The organism is Rhodopseudomonas sp. AAP120 (assembly GCF_001295845.1).
Classification (GTDB): domain Bacteria; phylum Pseudomonadota; class Alphaproteobacteria; order Rhizobiales; family Xanthobacteraceae; genus Rhodopseudomonas.
The window spans coordinates 1-17668 of record NZ_LJIC01000032.1 but is presented as its reverse complement, the minus strand read 5'-3'; the positions used below and the strand labels follow the sequence as shown (position 1 = coordinate 17668).

Sequence of the window (17668 nt, the reverse complement as noted above, 5' to 3'; positions counted from 1 at the left end):
CCTCTCCGCGAGGCCGAGCGGCTCAGGTGCGAGGAGACGCCCCCTCACCCCAGCCCTCTCCCCGCAGGTGGGAGAGGGAGCGAAGCGCCATGCATTGTACTGGCGCGCTCTTGGGTGACGGAGAGTTGCGCTCGCATATTGTACGCTCAGCTCGCCTTGCCGGGGGCGACTTCGTAGCCGTACTTCTCGATGATGGCGCGCGACTCCGGGCCCTTGAGAAAATCGACGAAGGCTTTCGCAGCCACGTTGGCTTCGCCCTTCTTCAGCAGCACGGCGTCCTGGGTGATCGGCTTGTAGAGCTTCTGCGGCACCATCCAGCGCGAGCCCTCCTTGTCGTTGATCACCTGCGACAGCGCCACGAAGCCGACTTCGGCGTTGCCGGTCTGCACGAACTGATAGGCCTGGGTGATGTTGGCGCCTTCGACCAGCTTCGGCTTGAGGTCGGCATACAGCTTGAGCGCCTCCATGGTCTCGACTGCGGCGGCGCCGTAGGGCGCGGCGGCCGGATTGCAGATCGACACCTTGGCGAACTTGGCCTGCTTCAGCGTCTCCTCGCCCGTCACCACGCCGGGCGACTTGCTCCACAGCACCAGCTTGCCGATCGCATAGGTGAACACGCTGTCCTTCACGCCGAGCCCCTCCTCGGCGAGCTTCTTCGGCCGCGCCGAGTCGGCCGAGAGGAACACCTCGAACGGCGCGTCCTGGGTGATCTGGGTATAGAACTGGCCGCTGGCGCCGAACGACAGCACCAGCTCGTGCCCGGTCTTGGCCTTGAAGGCCGCCGCGATCTCCTTCACCGGCTCGGTGAAGTTCGCCGCCACCGCGACGTTGGTGGAGCCGGCGAAGGCCGAAGTCGCCGACACCGCGACGGTAACAGCGCCGAGCAGCGCGAGTTTGAGGACGTGTTTCAAGACGTGACTCCTATGCGTGTTAGTAGTGAACTCATCTGAGGACGTGCCCCGGATGCAGCGCAGCGCGCCGCGAAGCGGCGTGGTGCGCTGCTGATCCAGAGCCCCGGTTTTATTGCGGACTGTGAACCGGGGTCCCGGGTCTGCGGAGCAGCACTTCGTGCTGCGCCGCGCCCGGGACACGCGGTTGATGAAGTGAGGTTCGCCCATCCCCGCCGCTCAATCGATCGCGATGATGACGTGGGCGGCGTCGAACAGCGCGCAGGCGGCGTCGCCGGGCGACAGCTTCATGTCCTCGGCGCTGCGCGCGGTGATCGAGGCGGCGAGCGTCTTGTCGTCGCCGATGTCGAGCACGATTTCCGCATTGACGGCCGAGATGTCCGCGCGCCGCACCGCGCCGCGGACGCAGTTGCGCGCCGACACCAGCGGCGCTTCGGCGCCCGGCGAGATCAGCACGAACGGCGCCTTGATCAGCACGATCACTTCGCGGCCGACGACGAGGCCGAGGCTGCGCACGCTCTCGCTGGTGAGCAGCGCGTAGATCGTGGTGTCGGCCGACACCGCAACGGCGACTTCCGCACTGAGCGTGTCCGACCTGATGTCGGTGATGGTGCCGCGGAGGGCGTTGCGGGCGCTGGTCTTCATGAAGAATCCGGAGACGAGATTGATCGGGGAGATGCCGGTGCCGGCGAGGTCGGGCTCGAGGCTGCGGAATACCCGTGCCATTTCGGCTTCGAGCCGGCCGAACGCCTCGATCACCCGCGCGCCGGTCGGCGTCAGCGCCGCACCGCCGCCGGCCTTGCCGCCGGTGCGGGTCTCCAGCAGCGGTCGGCCGAACATGTTGGTCATCGCATCGAGCGCGTCCCAGGCGGCCTTGTAGCTGAGGCCGGCCGCCTTGGCGCCGGCCGTGATGCTGCCCTCGCGCGCGACCGCCTGCAGCAGGCGGATGCGATCCCGCCCGACGCCGGAGATGTCCTTCGCCTTAAGTGTAATCGTCGCCTCGATCGGCATCGACATAAGAAGGGCTCGTCCCCGTTCAGTTTTGGTCATATAGCCAACCTATATAACGCTAACCCTGATCGGGCGCGTTCGCAACTAGGAGATTCGGCTATGAAGATCAGCGCCCGCAATCAGCTCAAGGGCACCATCATCGACATCCTGAAGGGTGCGACGACGTCGCATGTCCGCATCGACATCGGCGGCGGCGCGATCGTGACTGCCGCGATCACCAACGAGGCGGTGGACGAATTGAAGCTCGCCGCCGGCCAGCCCGCGACTGCCGTGATCAAGGCTTCGGACGTGCTGGTCGCGATCGCCGACTGAGCAAGCCGTTCTGCGAGCCTGAACGGCTTCACCGACTCCGTCATGGCCGGGACGATGCCCGACCATGACGTGAGTGCGAGCGTCCTTACCTCTCGTCAGAACAGATAGTTGAATCGCAGCATCGCCTGGTGACGCTCGAAGTCGTCGAGGTCGAGATGCTGGTGGTCGTGCGCCGCGTGACCGGCGACCTGCGTGCTCCAGGTGCCCGACAGCCCCACATTGTGGGCGAGATGCATCGAGAAAGTCGGCCCGAGATACACGGCGTCGCCGAGGAAACGATCGAGGCCGAGGCCGTCATAGGCCCGCAGATAGCGGGCTTCGACGCCGACCAGCAGATCCGGCCCGACCTTGGCGGACAGCGCGCCGTTCACCGACAATTCGGAGTCGCGGCTCCATTCATTGGTGAGGTCGCGCGACGCGCCACCGGCGTACCAGACGTTGAGCGTCGCGAACAGCGTATCGCGGATCAGCTCCTTGTCCATCAGCGCCGCGAATTCGCTGCCGTAAGTCTGGACGTCGAAGCCCGTCACTTCGTCGAACCTGTTCCACCCCGGCGCGGCGTGCAGCGTCAGGCCGAACGGCATCACGTCACGGTCGAGCAGCTTGTAGCGGAATTCCAGCGACGCACCGGCCAGTGCGGTGCGGCGGTTGTCGATCATGCCCGGCACGCCACCGACCTGCGTCGAGGCGAAGCTAACGCCCGGCGCCACGCGGAAGTTGTCGGTCAGCACGAACTTGACCTGCGACAGCACGCCGACGCCGGTGTAGGAGCCGAACCGCTTGTTGAAGCGACCGACGTTCTCGATCTCGAGCTCGATCTCGCCTTTCTTGCCGATATCGGACCCCATGCTGAAACCGAAGATGTGCTCGGTATCGACGCGGTCGTCTTCGGCTTTCATCTCCAGCGCAGCATGCGACGTCATGGCCCGCGACGGCGACAGGCCGGACGGCGCCGCCCCGGCCAGCCACGACGGCGTGTCGCCAGCCTGCGCGATTGCGGGCAACATCAGACCAACAATCAGCGCACCGAAAGAAACTCCAAAACGATCGCGCCGCGCGCGCCATTGCACAAACATGTCACCCCCGAAATTGAACGCAAGTAATTCCGGGAACTAATTGCAACTGACGAGTGCGATGGGTCAAAGAGTTTGTTTTATAGGATCAGTAAGCCACCGCGGCCGGAAAATTGCGCGACGACAATGACAGGGTAGTTAGTTACCAAGGATGCCAACGACTATCCATCTTTGGTCGAACCGACCGCCACAGGCCGCCGAAGCCCGAGCAGAATTTTGGAGCGATCGCACCGGCTGGACGACCTGGACTGGTCCGCAACCTGCTTCGCCTTCTTGCAATTCGGAACGGCATGCGACCTTCGTCGCGAGCGCGCTGCCGCCCTCCTCGAGCAGCTTGCGAAGCCAAGCTTCTGCAAGGGGTTAGGTGATTTTCGGCGAAGCGGTCCACGGCCCGGGATTTGACCGCGATCAAAGTTTCGCGTTGCGAATAAGAACTACTCTAACTCCGCTTCTGCATCGTCGCGGAGCGGCCGCGGGGTCCCCCTTCGATGCTCATCAGTCTGGGGTTAACTCATGAAGTACGCGAATGTGCTGCTACTGGCGACGGCGGCGTCCCTGTCGTTGTCGCTCCCCGCCCGCTCGTCCGACGAGCCGATCACGCCGATCAAACCGGCCGTGGTGAAAGACGCCAAACTGGTCGAGCTCGGCAAGAAGCTGTTCTTCGATCCGCGCCTGTCGAAGTCCGGCTTCATCTCGTGCAACTCGTGCCACAACCTGTCGATGGGCGGCACCGACAATCTCAAGACCTCGATCGGGCATAATTGGCAGAAGGGACCGATCAATGCGCCAACGGTGCTGAACGCGAGCCTCAACGTGGCGCAGTTCTGGGACGGTCGCGCGCTCACCCTGAAGGATCAGGCCGGCGGCCCGATCGCCAATCCGGGCGAGATGGCTTTCACGCACGAACTGGCGGTCGACATGCTGAAATCGATCCCAGGCTATGTGGGCGAATTCGAATCGGTGTTCGGCAAGACCAGCACGCTCGACATCGATGAAGTGACGCGCGCGATCGCGGCGTTCGAGGAGACGCTGGTCACACCGAACTCGCGCTTCGACAAATGGCTGAAGGGCGACAAGAAGGCGCTGACGAAAACCGAACTCGCCGGCTACGAGTTGTTCAAGGATTCCGGCTGCACCGCCTGCCACAACGGCTCCGCGGTCGGCGGCAACACCTTCCAGAAGATGGGCGTCGTCGAGCCCTACAAGACCGAGAACCCGGCGGAAGGACGCTACGCGGTGACCAAGGCGGAAGCCGACCGCTTCAACTTCAAGGTCCCGACGCTGCGGAACATCGAACTGACCTATCCCTACTTCCACGACGGCGCGGCACAGACGCTGTCGCAAGCGGTCGAGACGATGGGACGGATTCAGCTCGGCAAGACGTTCACGCCCGAGGAGAACACCAAGATCGTCGCCTTCCTCAAGACGCTGACCGGCGATCAGCCCGATATCAAGCTGCCGATCCTGCCGCCATCGACCGACAAGACCACGCCGCCGAAGCCGTTCGACTGAGCGCCGCCGGCCACCGGACACGCGAGCGGAGATCCGCCAGACCTCCGCTCGCCGCCGCAGCCGGACTTCGACCTGCCGACGATACATCGGACGCTCGGACGACAGCTTTGCTCGGACGAGTCCGCAACGCCGATTACTTGAACGCTTCGCAGACCGTGGTGTGCGCGCGCGCCACGCCGGGCCGGCCGCGCGCAGACAGGCTCGACCACCACGCCTCCAATGCGCGGCGCTCGCAGCGCAGCCGCACGCTCATGCCGTCGGCAAATCGGATCCAGGCGTCGAAACGCTTCGCCGGCACCGCGATCACCACCGGAATGTCGGCGCTGATGGCGCGGACGATCAGGTGCAGCAGGCCGCGGCCTCCGCTCTCCTGCTGGCCGAACCGGTTAATGATGACGAGATCGGCGCCCTCGTCCATCGCCGCGCCGACTCGGCCGCCGGCGGCGAGCAGTTGGCCGGGATCGAGCCGGCAACCGGCCGCCTCGGCGCCGAGGTCCTGATACAGCGAGACCTGCTCGCCGCTGTGCACCAGCGTCGCCGCCAGTCGCGGCGCGCCGGCGAGCCGCTCGCCGAACTGCACCAGGCCGACCGCCCGAATGCCGCGCGCATTGAGATCGTCCGCGAAGGCGCGCAGTAGCGCGTCGGGTTCGTCGCCGGGCTCGTATACCAGAGCCGCCAGGTCACATTGGGAGTCGAAGGTCATCGATGTTCCGCCGACGAAGCGGCGCCCCCGCGGCGCCAGCTGCCAAGCTCCCGCGCCGATCGTTATATAATACCGTATATAGCGCCTCAGACCATCCGGCAATTTCTCCTTTAGCTGCAACGCAGTACTCAACCGCAGCAACGCGTCCGTATCATCAAACCTGCGCTTGCCTCGCAGGAGTGACATTGAAATTTTGTTGCCGAAACGACGGCAAAAGCTTTTCTTTTGATGCGCGTCAAATCGAGCGTTCCGTGCCCGTGCTAGTGCACCGCACACAGGGCTACGGCTTTACCACCGCGGAGGTTCGTCCCTGCCGGAAGCCACTTCTGCAGATCAAGACGAGGCCGCCGTCCGCTGCGTCGCAGCCGCCCGCGGCCAGGAAACGCTTTTCGTTTAGGCGCCGCCGACCGCTCCGCTGCGCCATCAGTCAAAAATGGAACGACCCCATGAACGCTAAATACCCCGGCATTCCGTCAGTGATCCATGGCAACGGCGCGGTGGCGCAAGTGATGGGGCATGTCTGCGGCGGCGTCATCGGCTACCCGATCACGCCTTCGACCGAGATCTCGGAAATCTATGAGGCGTTCCGCTCGTCCGGTGGCTGCAACGTCTGGGGCAAGCATCCGTTCTTCTTCGAGCCGGAAGGCGAGCACTCGGCACAGTCCGGCGCGCTCGGCGCGGCGCTGACCGGCGGCAAGTTCATCTCCAACGCTTCGTCGTCCCAGGGCATCCTGTATGGCCTGGAGTCGCACTACGTCACCGTCGGCAAGAAGGTCGGCGGCTTCGTGCTGCAGGTCGCCGCGCGCGTGGTGTCGAAGCACTCGCTCAACGTGATGGCCGGCCATGACGACGTGTATGCGCTGCTTTCGTCGGGCTACACCATCCTGTTCGGCTCCAATCCGCAGGAAGCCGCCGACCTCGCCGCGATCTCCTACAAGGTTGCTGCGACGTCGCTGATCCCGGTCGCCAATGCGATGGACGGCTTCGCGACCTCGCATATGCTGAGCGAAGCGCTGATGCCGGAGCCGGAGCTGCTGCGCGAATTCCTCGGCGATCCGTCCGGCCGCATCAAATGCCCGACCGTGGCGCAGGAGATGCTGTTCGGCGCCAAGGGCCGCGTGTTCCAGCTCAAGCAGTATCTGCTGCGCCACGACACCGACTTCGTTGCCACCGATCTGGCGGCGCTCAAGAAGTTCTTGGACGACAATGCCGATGCGATCGAGGCCGACAATGACGGCGCCATCGTCGTCGAGACGCTTAGCTATGTGCCCGAAGAATCGCGCGGGCCGTGGAAGCGGCAGTGGATCAACGCTCCCGAGAAGGGCACCCGACAGCTCGTGCCGGCGCTGGTCGATATCGACAATCCGGGTTTGACCGGCGGCGTGCAGAACCAGCCGGATTTTCAGGCCGGCGCGGTCGATCACCGCACCCACTTCGTCAACTCGGTGCCGCGTTTCGTCACCGAAGCGATGGCCGAATACGCCGCGCTCACCGGCCGCGAATACAAGCCGGTGATGACCTATATGTGCGACGACGCCGAGCACGTCGTGGTCGGCCTCGGCTCGGTCACCGACGATGCCGAAGCCGTCGCCGCTTACTTGCGCTCGCAGGGCAAGAAGGTCGGCGTGGTGTCGATCAAGATGCTGCAGCCGTTCCCGGAGGCCGAGCTGGTGCAGGCGCTGGCCGGCAAGACCGCCGTCACCGTGCTGGAGCGCTCGGACGTCACCGCGCTGACCCAGCTCGTCACCCAGGCGCTGTGCAAGGCGCGCGAGAACGGCGACGCCGGTGTGCGCCATGCCGGCATTCCGGCGCTCGCCAAGCTGCCGAAGATCACCACCGCGATCTTCGGCCTCGGCGGCCACGATCTGCAGCCGCGCGACCTGATCGCCTGCTACGCCAACATGGAGAAGCCAGACTCGGCGCCGTTCGTGTATCTCGGCACCAGGTTCTTCACTGAGAACGCGTCGCCGCGCATGGAGGCGCTGCAGGCGAGGCTCAAGGCGGCCTATCCGGAGACCCAGTACATGGCGCTGAAGACGGGGCCGAACCCGAACCTTCTGCCGCCGTCGGCGTTCCGCATCCGCTTCCACTCGATCGGCGGCTACGGCACCATCGCGTCGGGCAAGCTGCTCACCGACATCCTGGCCGGCGCGCTCGACATGCATTCGAAGTCGGCGCCGAAATACGGCTCGGAAAAGAGCGGCGCGCCGACCAACTACTACATCACGCTGTCGCCCGAGCCGGTGAAGATCACCAACGCCGAGCTGGAAGACGTCGAGATCGTGATCTCGCCGGACCACAAGGTGTTCGTGCACACCAACCCGCTGCGCGGTCTGGTCGAGGGCGGCACCTTCATCCTGCAAACCAATCTGACGCCGCTCGAAGTGTGGCGTGATCTGCCCGCCAAGGCCCGCCAGACCATCCGCGACAAGGCCATCAAGTTCTACGTGATCGACGCGTTCGCGGTGGCCAAGCGCCACGCGCCGACCGCCGAACTCGAAACCCGCATGATGGGCATCGCCTTCATCGGTGCAGTGTGCGGCAATGTCGACCGCGTGGTCGCCGACGCCTCGCAGGACGCGATGCTCAACAAGATCCGCCAGCAGATCTCGAAGAAGTTCGGCGCCAAGGGCGGCGACATCGTCGAAGGCAACATGGCGGTGATCCGCGAGGGCCTGGAGGCCACCCACAAGGTCGATGTCGACGCGCCGGAGTTCAGCGAGGACGCCATCAAGGCGGCGCCGAAGGCCAAGCGCGATGCCTCGATCTCGGCCTCGATGTGCCGCGCCGCTGCGCCGGCGCAGGCCTCCGGCTTCCTCGATCCGGAGTACTACGACGACGTGCTCGCCGGCCCGTTCCGCGACGGCACCATCGCCGAAGCCCCGGTGCTGCCGGGCATCGGCATGTTCATGCCGGCCGGCTCCGCCGCCGCCAAGGACAAGGGCCTGTTCCGCCGCAACGTGCCGGAGTTCAAGGCCGACCTGTGCACCGGCTGTATGGAATGCGCGCTGGTCTGCCCCGACGCCGCGATCCCGAATGCGGTGCACGACATTCACGAGCTGCTGCTGACCGCGATCAAGCAGCTCGACATCGCGCCCGCGCAGCAAGATGCGCTGCGCGAGAAGGTGCCGGCGCTGACCGAGGCGATCCGCGACGTGTATCGCTCCGGCAAGGACGACAAGCCGTTCGCCGCCATCGTCGCGCAGGCCGCTGAAGCCCTGAACGTCGACAACGCCACGCTGAACCGCAATTTCGGCAAACTGTCGGCAGCGCTGTCGGTGTATCCGGTGGCCCGCACAAGGCCGTTCTTCGACGCGATGGAGAAGAGCCAGCCGGGTAGCGGCGGCCTGTATTCGGTGAGCGTCGATCCGTGGAAGTGCTCGGGCTGCCTCGAATGTATCGACGTCTGCGGCCCCGGCGCGCTGGTCGATCGCGAGCAGGACGAGCCGTTGCTGGAGCAGATCCAGGCGCGGTTCGAATTCCTCAGCCGTACGCCCAACACCCCGGCGCGGTTCACCGAGAGTGCGACCAAGCCGGACGGCGAGACCAAGCGGCTGATGCTCGATCGCGCCAATTACTACGCCACCACCGGCGGCCACGGCGCCTGCCGCGGCTGCGGTGAAGTCACGGCGATCCGCCTGGTCACCTCCACCAACCACGCCATCCACGACAAGCGCCGCAAGGACCACACCCGCGAGCTGGAAGCGCTGATCGATCAGCTCAGCGCCAAGCGCGCCGAGGTCGCGTCCGACGCCGCGCGTGTGGCCCGCATCGATGCGACGTTGAAGACGCTGGAGAAGCGGCTCTACAATTACGAGAGCGGCCCGACCGGCAACGGCCCGTCCGGCATGGTGATCGCTAACGCGACGGGTTGTTCGAGCGTGTACGCCTCGACCTTCCCGTTCAATCCCTACACCGACCCGTGGGTGAACAGCCTGTTCCAGGACACGCCGGCGGTCGCGAAGGGCATCTTCGAAGGCCTCACCGCCAAGGCGACGGAAGATTTCCGCGCGCTACGCGTGGCGAAGCTCGAACTGGCCGATGCCTACGATGCCGCCAAGCACGACGGTTACTTCCGTTACTTCGGCTGGAACGAGTTCACCCCGGAAGAACGCCAGTTGCTGCCGACCGTGCTGAGCATGGGCGGCGACGGCGCCACCTACGACATCGGCTTCGGCGCGCTGTCGCGGCTGCTCGCCACCAAGACGCCTATCAAGGTCGTGGTGCTGAACACCGGCGCTTACTCCAACACGGGCGGCCAGACCTCGACCGCCAGCCTCACCGGCCAGGACAGCGACCTGTCGCGGTTCGGCATCGCGCAACACGGCAAGCAGGAGTCCCGCAAAGAACTCGGCCTGATCGCCTCGTTCCATCCTAGCGTGTTCGTGGTGCAGACCGCCACCGCGCTGCAGGGCCACTTCCTCAAGAACGTGATGGAGTTCCTGAACCACACCTCGTCGCCGGCGGTGCTCGACGTCTACACGCCGTGCCAGGCCGAGCACGGCATCGGCGACGCCGCGGCGAGCCGCCAGGCGCGTCTCGCGGTCGAGAGCCGGATGAATCCGGTGTTCGTCCACGACCCGCGCAAGGTCGGCAAGAACGAGCGCGCGTTCTCGCTCGACGGCAATCCGGAGCCGGATCAGGACTGGGCCTCGAAGTCGATCGAGTACATCGACGAGCACGGCGCGACGCAGCTCCTCAAGACCAAGCTGACGCCGGCCGATTTCGCCCACACCGAAGTCCGCTTCCGCAAGCAGTTCAAGCCGCTGAAGAAGGATGCGGACGGCTTGCCGATCGACGACTACGTCGCGCTTGACGCCGCTGCGCGTGCCGGCAAGACGCCGTTTATCTATGCAACCGATGGCGACAAGAAGCTGGTCAAACTATCGGTCGGCGAGACGGTGGTGGCGCTGGTCGAGGAGCGGCGCAAATACTGGCGGACGCTGCAGGTGCTGGCCGGCTTCGACGTTCGTGCGCTCGACGAAGCACACAGCGCGGAACTCAGCGCGCTGCAGCACCAGTACGAGGAGCAGGTCAAGGCGCGCGAAAGCTCGCTCGATCAGATCGCGCGCGGCATGAGCGAACTGGCGGCTTCGTCCAACGCACCGGCGGCCGGTGGCTTCGGCGCGCTGATGAACGGCTTCGCGGCGGCTCCGGCCGCGGCAGCTCCCACCAACGGCGCCAAGGCGGCGAACGGCAACGGTGCCGAGCCGATCCACATCGACGATGCGGATCTGGACAAGTGCACCAACTGCAAGAGTTGCTACCAGGACGTGCCTGAAGTGTTCGAACTGACCAAGATCGTCGTCGGCGGCGCTACCAAGGATGTCGCTCACGTCATCCCCGGCGTGTTCGGCAAGCTCAAGGTGACGCCCGAGCTGTCGGCCAAGCTCAGCCGCGCGGCGGCCAATTGCGACGCGGAGATCATCCGATGACCGGCGTCTCCGCAACCAACGATGTGCTGCGCTATCAGCAGGCGCGCAGCGCTTTGCAGAACTCGCAAAGCGAGCTGAAAGAACTGCAGGCCAGCGAAGCGGTCGGCGTGTTCCAGAAGCAGCTCGCGCTGCTGCAGAAACGTCTGGTCAACGACCCGGCGTCGCTGCGCAACATGTTCATCGCCGATGGTACCCAGGCCATCGTCTGGGAATTCCAGCAGCCGGAGCTGGGCGAAGCCTTCACCACCACGCTGTGGAATCTGCTCGCCCGCGGCGACGATATGAGCACGATCCTGCAGCGCTTCATCTGGGCGCTGCCGCTGAAGTTCAAGCGCAAGTTCATCAAGGCGATCGACGTGCATCTGCGCGGTCGCTACCCGATGTTCGAGAACCTGTCGGAAGGCTGGCCGGGCGAAGCGTTCATCCCGCCCTACATCCGCCCGGCGGAGGAGCGCGCGGTCGACTTCGAACTCGTGAACCAGGGCTATCTCGGCTACCAGTCGATCGGCTACTCGCTGCGTGAGTGCGAGCTGTTCGTCTGGTTAGAGGTGATGCGCGACAAGCAGTGCGACGACAAGCCGTGCGAACTCGGCGTGCTGATCCAGGGCAAGAAGGAACCGAAGGGCGGCTGCCCGGTGAAGATCCACATCCCCGAGATGCTGGACCTGCTCGGCAACGGCAAGCACCGCGAGGCGCTCGAACTGATCGAGAGCTGCAATCCGCTGCCGAACGTCACCGGCCGCGTCTGCCCGCAGGAACTGCAGTGCCAGGGCGTCTGCACCCACACCAAGCGGCCGATCGAGATCGGCCAGCTCGAATGGTACCTGCCCGAGCATCAGAAGCTGGTCGATCCGAACGCCAATGCGCGCTTCGCCGGCCGCATTTCGCCCTGGGCGGCGGCGGTGAAGCCGCCGATCGCCGTGGTCGGCTCCGGTCCGTCCGGACTGATCAACGCGTACTTGCTGGCGGTCGAAGGCTTCCCGGTGACGATCTTCGAGGCGTTCCACGACCTCGGCGGCGTGCTGCGCTACGGCATTCCGGAATTCCGCCTGCCCAACACGCTGATCGACGACGTCGTCGAAAAGATCATCCTGCTCGGCGGCCGCTTCGTGAAAAACTTCGTGGTCGGCAAGACCGCGACGCTCGAAGACCTCAAAGCCGAAGGCTTCTGGAAGATTTTCGTCGGCACCGGCGCCGGACTTCCGACCTTCATGAACGTGCCCGGCGAGCATCTGCTCGGCGTGATGTCGGCTAACGAGTTTCTAACGCGCGTCAACCTGATGCGTGGGCTCGACGATCGCTACGAGACGCCGCTGCCCGAGGTGAAGGGCAAGAACGTGTTCGTGATCGGCGGCGGCAACACCGCGATGGATGCGGCGCGCACCGCCAAGCGGCTCGGCGGCAACGTCACCATCGTGTATCGCCGCACCAAGAGCGAGATGCCGGCCCGCGTCGAGGAGCTGCATCACGCGCTGGAAGAAGAGATCAATCTCGCGGTGCTGCGCGCGCCACGCGAATTCATCGGCGACGACCACACCCACTTCGTCACCCACGCGCTGCTCGACGTCAACGAGCTTGGCGAGCCGGACAAGTCCGGCCGCCGCAGCCCGAAGCCGACCGGGCAGATCGAGCGGGTGCCGGTCGACCTCGTCATCATGGCGCTGGGCAACACCGCCAACCCGATCATGAAGGACGCCGAGCCCGGCCTGAAGACCAACAAATGGGGCACCATCGAGGTCGAAGAAGGCTCGCAGCGCACCTCGATCAAGGACGTCTACACCGGCGGCGACGCCGCGCGCGGCGGCTCCACCGCGATCCGCGCGGCCGGCGACGGCCAGGCGGCGGCGCGCGAAATCGTCGGCGAGATTCCGTTCACGCCGGCCGAGATCAAGGACCGCGTCGAACGCGCCGCCAAGTACACCGAGCTCGGCCAGATCGCACAAACTATCGTCGGCGAGGTGCCGCTAGCCGGCGGCATCGTCGAGTTCACCGTGCGGGCCCCGATGGTGGCGCGCTCGGCCAAGGCCGGGCAGTTCGTCCGCGTGCTGCCGTGGGAGAAGGGCGAACTGATCCCGCTGACGCTGGCCGATTGGGACGCCGAGAAGGGCACCATCGATCTCGTCGTGCAGGGCATGGGCACCTCGTCGCTGGAGATCAACCGGATGGCGATCGGCGACGCCTTCACCGGCATCGCCGGCCCGCTCGGCCGCGCCTCCGAGCTGCATCGCTACGAGGGCAACCAAACCGTGGTGTTCTGCGCCGGTGGCGTCGGCCTGCCGCCGGTCTATCCGATCATGCGCGAGCACCTGCGGCTCGGCAATCACGTCACGCTGATCTCCGGCTTCCGCGCCAAGGAGTTCCTGTTCTGGACCGGCGACGACGAGCGCGTCGGCAAGCTCAAGCAAGAGTTCGGCGAACAGCTGTCGCTGATCTATACGACCAACGACGGCAGCTACGGCGTCAAAGGCTTCGTCACCGGCCCGCTCGAAGAGATGATCAAGGCCAATCAGGAAGGCAAAGGGCGCAAGATTGCCGAAGTGATCGCGATCGGCCCGCCGCTGATGATGCGGGCGGTCTCCGACCTCACCAAGCCGTACGGCGTCAAGACCGTGGCGAGCCTCAACTCGATCATGGTGGATGCGACGGGGATGTGCGGCGCCTGCATGGTGCCGGTGACCATCGACGGCAAGATGGTCCGCAAACACGCCTGCATCGACGGCCCCGAGATCGACGCCCACATCATCGACTGGGACAAGTTCCTCCCCCGCTTCAACGCCTTCAAGGCGCAGGAGCTGGAGAGCAAGAAGAAGCACGGGTTCGCGTAGGAGCGCGTAACCCCGTCATTGCGAGCGAAGCGAAGCAATCCAGAGGCTGAGTGCACGGCGCTGGATTGCTTCGTCGCTTCGCTCCTCGCAATGACGGCGAGAGGCTCGCCGAATGGCCGGGTTCGCCTGGCCACCTTCGTTCTGCCTCCCTGGCGGCGCATCTGGGGCCTGGAAAGGGGTGTCAAAAGCCTCCGGACCCCTTAAGTTGCGGCCATGCCGAAAAGCTCCAAATCCGCCGCCGCACCGTCCGCACCCACGCCCCCTGCCCCCGTCGGCATCAAGCCGCCGGGCAAAGGCGACCATGTGTTCCTGGTCGATGGCTCGTCTTACATCTTCCGTGCCTATCACGCGCTGCCGCCGCTGAGCCGCAAGTCGGACGGGCTGCAGGTCAACGCCGTGCTCGGCTTCTGCAACATGCTGTGGAAGCTGCTCCGCGACATGCCGCCGGACAATCGGCCGACGCATCTCGCCATCATCTTCGACAAGTCGGAAGTCACCTTCCGTAATGAACTCTACCCCGACTACAAGGCGCACCGGCCGCCGGCGCCGGACGATCTGATCCCGCAATTCGCCCTGATCCGCGAGGCGGTGCGGGCGTTCGACCTGCCGTGCCTGGAACAGTCCGGCTTCGAGGCCGACGATCTGATCGCCACCTATGTGCGCCAGGCCTGCGAGGCGGGCGCCACCGCCACCATCGTGTCATCCGACAAGGACCTGATGCAGCTCGTGACCGACTGCGTGGTGATGTACGACACCATGAAGGACCGCCGCATCGGCGTCGCCGAGGTGATCGAGAAGTTCGGCGTGCCGCCCGAGAAGGTGGTCGAGGTCCAGGCGCTCGCCGGCGACAGCGTCGACAACGTGCCGGGCGTGCCGGGCATCGGCATCAAGACCGCGGCCCAGCTGATCAACGAATATGGCGATCTCGATACGCTGCTGGCGCGCGCCGCAGAGATCAAGCAACCGAAGCGGCGCGAGGCGCTGATCGAGAACGCCGAGAAAGCGCGGATTTCGCGGCAGCTGGTGCTGCTCGACGACAAGGTGAAGCTCGACGTGCCGCTCGCCGAGCTCGCGGTGCACGAGCCGGATGCCCGCAAGCTGATCGCCTTCCTCAAGGCGATGGAATTTACCACGCTGACGCGGCGGGTGGCGGAGTATGCGCAGATCGATCCGTCGGATGTCGAGGCGGAGACGGCGCTGAAGTCGGCTGTGCCGCCGCTGGCGAAGAGTGGCGCGGCCCCGAGCGGCGATCTGTTTGCGGGGCAAGAGCCCTCACCCCAACCCTCCCCCGCAGGCGGGGGAGGGAGCGCGCCGCAAGCGGGGCAAGGTGGTCCGCTGAATGCCGGGCGCGGGCGCGACGGCAAGCCGGGGGTGGTGCTGTCGCCGGAGGCGTTGGTCGCCGCGCGGGCCGAGGCTGCCCGCAAGATTCCGGTGGATCGCAGCGCGTACCAGACGCTGCGTTCGCTCGACGATCTGCACGCTTTCATCGCCCGCATTCACGCAACCGGCGTGGTCGCGCTCGAGGCGGCCGCGACCTCGATCGACCCGATGCAGGCGGAGCTGACCGGTCTCGCGCTGGCGGTCGGCCCCAACCAGGCCGCCTACATCCCGCTCGCCCACAAGCAGAGCGGAGACGGCGACGGCCTGTTCGCCGCCGGTCTCGTGCCCGACCAGCTCGGCACGCGCGACGCGCTCGAGGCGCTGAAGCCGATCCTGGAATCCGCCGGCATCGCCAAGGTCGGGTTCGCGATCAAATTCGCCGCGGTGCTGCTGGCGCAGCACGGCATCACGTTGCGCAATACGGACGATCCGCAGCTGATGTCCTACGCGCTCGACGCCGGCCGTGGCAGTCATGCGCTGGATGCGCTGAGCGAAAGCAATCTCGGCCATACGCTGCACACGCTGACCGAGCTCACCGGCACCGGCAAAAACAAGATCGGCTTCGACCAGGTGCCGATCGACCGCGCCACTGCGTACTCGGCCGAGCGCGCCGACGTGGCGCTGCGGCTGGCGCGCGTGCTGAAGCCGCGGTTGATCGCCGGCTCCATGACGGCGGTGTACGAGACGCTCGAACGCCCGCTCGTCGGCGTGCTGGCGCGGATGGAACGGCGCGGCATCTCGATCGATCGCAATGTGCTGTCGCGGCTGTCATCCGACTTCGCCCAGACTGCGGCGCGGATCGAGGCCGAGATCCGCGAGCTTGCCGGCGAGGACATCAACATCGGCAGCCCCAAGCAGCTCGGCGATATTCTGTTCGGCAAGATGGGCCTGCCGGGCGGCAGCAAGACCAAGACCGGCGCATGGTCGACCTCGGCGCAGGTGCTCGACGAACTCGCCGAACAGGGCCACGAATTCCCGCGTAAGATTCTCGAGTGGCGGCAGGTCAGCAAGCTGCGCTCGACCTACACCGACGCGCTGCCGACCTACGTGCATCCGCAGACACAGCGTGTGCACACGACCTATGCGCTCGCCGCCACGACGACGGGCCGGCTATCGTCGAACGAGCCGAACCTGCAGAATATCCCGGTGCGCACCGAGGACGGCCGAAAAATCCGCCGCGCCTTCGTGGCGACGCCGGGCCACAAACTTGTGTCGGCGGACTACTCGCAGATCGAACTGCGTCTGCTCTCCGAAGTCGCCGACGTGCCGGCGCTTCGGAAGGCGTTTCAGGACGGCATCGATATTCACGCGATGACGGCGTCGGAGATGTTCGGCGTGCCGGTCGAGGGGATGCCGTCGGAGATTCGCCGGCGCGCCAAGGCGATCAATTTCGGCATCATCTACGGCATCTCGGCGTTCGGCCTCGCCAATCAGCTGAGCATCCCGCGCGAGGAAGCCGGCGCCTATATCAAGCGCTACTTCGAACGCTTCCCCGGCATCCGCGCCTATATGGACGAGACCCGCGATTTCTGCCGCACGCATGGTTATGTCACCACGTTGTTCGGCCGCAAATGCCACTACCCGGACATCAAGGCCTCGAACCCGTCGATCCGCGCCTTCAACGAGCGCGCCGCCATCAACGCGCGGCTGCAGGGCTCCGCCGCCGACATCATCCGCCGCGCCATGGTGCGGATGGAGGACGCGCTTGCCGAGAAAAAGCTGTCGGCGCAGATGCTGTTGCAGGTCCACGACGAACTGATCTTCGAAGTGCCGGAGGACGAAGTCACCGCGACGCTGCCGGTGGTGCAACATGTGATGCAGGACGCCCCATTCCCGGCGGTGATTTTGAATGTGCCGTTGCAGGTGGATGCGCGGGCCGCGGACAATTGGGACGAGGCGCATTAGCGGGATCGGGTTGAGAGCAGCACCTCTCCCCGCGCACTGAGCACCTCTCCCGCTTGCGGGAGAGGTCGGATCGCGCAGCGATCCGGGTGAGGGCACTCCTCTCCACGAGTCTTAAGCTCACTGCTTGGGGCGCCCTCACCCCAACCCTCTCCCGCACGCGGGAGAGGGAGCGCGCTGCGGCGCGGGGTGCGGGGTTCGGCTTACATCAGCGTAGCGAGAAGTTCACTGGCACGGTGAAGCTCAGCGAGGCTTGCGTCATCTCGGCCGGGAAGGACGGCAGCGGCTGGGCGCGGTGGATCATCGCCATTGTTTCGGCGTCGAGCGCCGGGTGGCCGGAGGAGCGCGCGAGGCGGCTGGCGAGCACCTGGCCGCTGCGGCCGACCGTGAAGCTGAGCAACGCGGTGCCCTGATCGCCGGCGGCTTTCGAGGCGGAGGGATATTGCTTGTAGCGCGCCAGATGCGCGACCAGGCGCTCGCGATAGGACGGCAGCGCGGCGGCCGCCGCGGCACGGCCGGCCTGCGCGGCGGATTGCAGCGCCGCCTGGCGCTCGGCACGGGGGGCAGCCGTGGTGCGCGGCGCCGGTGGCTCGCGCGACTCCGGCTT

10 protein-coding genes are annotated in these 17668 nt (G+C 65.8%); 5 read left to right on the top strand and 5 right to left on the bottom strand.

The genetic code is table 11. The annotated features are described in order from the left end of the window. Positions 1-146: 146 nt before the first annotated feature. Positions 147-911, bottom strand: coding sequence for a molybdate ABC transporter substrate-binding protein (modA, locus tag IP86_RS06510; protein WP_054161707.1), 765 nt, complete (start codon positions 909-911; stop codon positions 147-149). Positions 912-1127: 216 nt separating this feature from the next. Then, positions 1128-1919 (bottom strand): TOBE domain-containing protein, encoded by a 792-nt coding sequence (locus tag IP86_RS06505; RefSeq protein ID WP_054161708.1) that lies wholly within the window; start codon positions 1917-1919, stop codon positions 1128-1130. A gap of 99 nt (positions 1920-2018) precedes the next feature. Between IP86_RS06505 and IP86_RS06500 the strand changes: the two genes are divergently transcribed. Next, positions 2019-2231, top strand: a complete 213-nt coding sequence (locus tag IP86_RS06500) for a TOBE domain-containing protein (protein ID WP_054161706.1) — start codon at positions 2019-2021, stop codon at positions 2229-2231. A 95-nt stretch (positions 2232-2326) separates the two neighbouring features. Here the strand turns inward: IP86_RS06500 and IP86_RS06495 are convergent, their stop codons facing one another. Beyond that, positions 2327-3238: a DUF6662 family protein gene (locus IP86_RS06495; RefSeq protein WP_245290554.1), complete on the bottom strand. Its 912-nt coding sequence runs from the start codon at positions 3236-3238 to the stop codon at positions 2327-2329. A gap of 579 nt (positions 3239-3817) precedes the next feature. Here IP86_RS06495 and IP86_RS06490 point away from each other — a divergent pair. Then, positions 3818-4816, top strand: coding sequence for a cytochrome-c peroxidase (locus IP86_RS06490; protein WP_054161704.1), 999 nt, complete (start codon positions 3818-3820; stop codon positions 4814-4816). A 133-nt stretch (positions 4817-4949) separates the two neighbouring features. On the opposite strand, the gene IP86_RS06485 is transcribed toward IP86_RS06490, so the two are convergent. After that, complete coding sequence (locus IP86_RS06485) at positions 4950-5519, bottom strand: DUF2478 domain-containing protein (protein ID WP_054161703.1); 570 nt, start codon at positions 5517-5519, stop codon at positions 4950-4952. A 446-nt stretch (positions 5520-5965) separates the two neighbouring features. Here IP86_RS06485 and IP86_RS06480 point away from each other — a divergent pair, with 446 nt between their 5' ends. The 3 genes from IP86_RS06480 to polA all read left to right on the top strand — a co-directional run bounded on the left by IP86_RS06480 (position 5966) and on the right by polA (position 17064). Beyond that, on the top strand, positions 5966-10954 hold the full coding sequence (locus tag IP86_RS06480; protein ID WP_054161702.1) for a 2-oxoacid:acceptor oxidoreductase family protein: 4989 nt from the start codon (positions 5966-5968) through the stop codon (positions 10952-10954). After that, positions 10951-13779, top strand: a complete 2829-nt coding sequence (locus tag IP86_RS06475) for a sulfide/dihydroorotate dehydrogenase-like FAD/NAD-binding protein (protein WP_054161701.1) — start codon at positions 10951-10953, stop codon at positions 13777-13779. The genes IP86_RS06480 and IP86_RS06475 overlap by 4 nt, the downstream gene beginning before the upstream one ends. A gap of 213 nt (positions 13780-13992) precedes the next feature. Further along, positions 13993-17064 carry a DNA polymerase I gene (gene polA / locus IP86_RS06470; protein ID WP_054161700.1) on the top strand — a complete coding sequence of 1024 codons (3072 nt, stop codon included), beginning with the start codon at positions 13993-13995 and terminating at the stop codon, positions 17062-17064. A 205-nt stretch (positions 17065-17269) separates the two neighbouring features. Here polA and IP86_RS06465 read toward each other — a convergent pair. Further along, the coding region (locus tag IP86_RS06465; RefSeq protein ID WP_156332416.1) for an energy transducer TonB family protein at positions 17270-17668 on the bottom strand (399 nt) is incomplete at its 5' end.